Below are 1,957 nucleotides of genomic sequence, written 5' to 3' on the forward strand. Positions count from 1 at the left end.
AACCAAGGCGCTGCTGGAGGGGCTGGGCCTGATCGACCGGTCCCAGGTGATCTCACTGACCGCGGCAGCGCTCAGCGTGGTGGATGTGCCCCTGCACGGGGGCCCGCTCTCCAGCTCGCTGCCGGCCGGCGGCACCCAGATCGAGGGCGGCCCACAGGCGGAGGCGGAGATCATCCGCAGCATGAGCGATGGCCAGATCCGCTCCTGGGCCAAACTGCGTATGTACAACCTCTCACCCGAGATCCTCGCCGCCCTCTGAGCCTGGCTGAATGCCGCAGCATGGGCACCTCAGAAGCCGGCCACCTTCCCCCGCCCTATTGCGATGCCCGTTTTCCACAGTCCCGCCCTCGCGTCCGTCCATGGCAGCCACATCGTCCTACGATCGACGAGGCCCGACCTCCCGCAGCTGACTCTCGCGCCGCATGCAGGGAAAGAGATCAACGCCCAACTCGTGCGGCATACACTGGTCCAACAAATCGGCCTTTCTCGAGACGAGGCCTTGGAGGTGATCCGACGATATGGGTGATGTGCACACTGTCTTCACCTGCTACGACCCGGAGACCTGGAGCGTGACCTCGCCCCAGGCGCCCGGCATGGTCGGAATGTACTCCAGCGCTCGTCAGGCTCAGCGTGACGTCACACGACCCCTGGAAAGCGCGGGGGTGCACCCCGGGGAGGGCGCTTTAGTGGCTCTTCGCGTTTGAGGGTGTAGAGGCGGGGATGAGGATCAGGGTCGGCGTGGCGATAGGTGGATAGAGGTCGAGGCCTTCCGAAGATGGAGGTTCCTACACCAATCCATCCAGAAGACCTCGACGATGCCCCAGCCTACTTTCACCACCCCTGACCTCAACAGCTTCTGCCTCCTCGACTCCCTCGGCCTGATGGTCACCGGCCAACAGATCCGCCGCGACCGGGCCATCCTGGAATGCAGAGTCACCGAAGACGATCCATGGTGCCGTAACTGTGGCGCAGAGGGGCTGCCGCGGGGCACGGTAGTCCGGAAGCTGGCGCACCTACCGTTGGGGTGGCGACCCACGGTGCTGTGGGTTCGGGTTCGCCGATACCGATGTGCTGACTGTGGCATCGTCTGGCGCCAGGACACCACCACAGCGGCGGCACCGCGGGCGAAGTTGAGCAGGCATGCGGTGCTGTGGGCCCTGAAGTCGGTGGTGATCGACAGGATGAGCATCGCAAGGGTCGCCGCCGCACTGGCCTGCTCTTGGCATACCGTCAACGACGCCGTGTTGGCCGCCGGCCGGGACCTGCTCATTGAGGACCCTCACCGGTTCGACGGGGTGAAGGTCATAGGTGTTGATGAGCATTGCTGGCGCCACACCGGGCGCGGCTCCCACTATGTCACCGTGGTCATCGATCTGACCCCGGTGAAGGAACGCCGCGGCCCTGCCCGGCCGCTGGACATGGTCCCGGGTCGTTCCAAGCAGGTGTTCAAGACCTGGCTGGATGCTCAGAGCGAGGGGTTCAGGGAGGGGATCGAGGTGGTGGCCATGGATGGGTTCGCCGGGTTCAAGACCGCCACCGCTGAAGAGCTCCCTGAAGCTGTTGCGGTGATGGATCCCTTCCACGTGGTGGCCCTGGCCGGGGACGCGTTGGACCAGGCCCGGCAGCGGGTTCAGCGAGAGACCACCGGACACCGAGGCCGTTCTGGCGACCCGCTCTACGGGGCGCGGAAGACCCTGCGCACCGGAGCGGATCTGCTCACCGAGCCCCAGAGCCGGAAGCTGGAGAAAGTGTTCGTTGCTGATGAGCACGTCGAGGTCGAAGCCACCTGGAGCGTGTATCAGAAGATCGTCGCCGCCTACCGACACCCCTCCAAGAACCACGGCAAACAGCTACTGCAGCAGGTGATCGATTCACTGCGCCGCGGCATCCCCACCAAACTGGCAGAGCTGAAGAAGCTCGGCCGGACCCTGAACCGCCGGGCCGCTGACATCCTGGC

General features: G+C 65.3%; 2 protein-coding genes. Both read left to right on the forward strand.

The window, feature by feature from the left end:
* A partial coding sequence (locus Q1K09_RS13000) for a hypothetical protein (RefSeq protein WP_300345902.1) occupies positions 1-259 on the forward strand: 259 nt, incomplete at its 5' end.
* A 556-nt stretch (positions 260-815) separates the two neighbouring features.
* On the forward strand, positions 816-1,957 hold a 1,142-nt coding region (locus Q1K09_RS13005), incomplete at its 3' end, for an ISL3 family transposase (protein ID WP_300345903.1).

This window comes from Nesterenkonia sp., assembly GCF_029265375.1.
In the GTDB taxonomy this organism is placed as follows: Bacteria; Actinomycetota; Actinomycetes; order Actinomycetales; family Micrococcaceae; genus Nesterenkonia.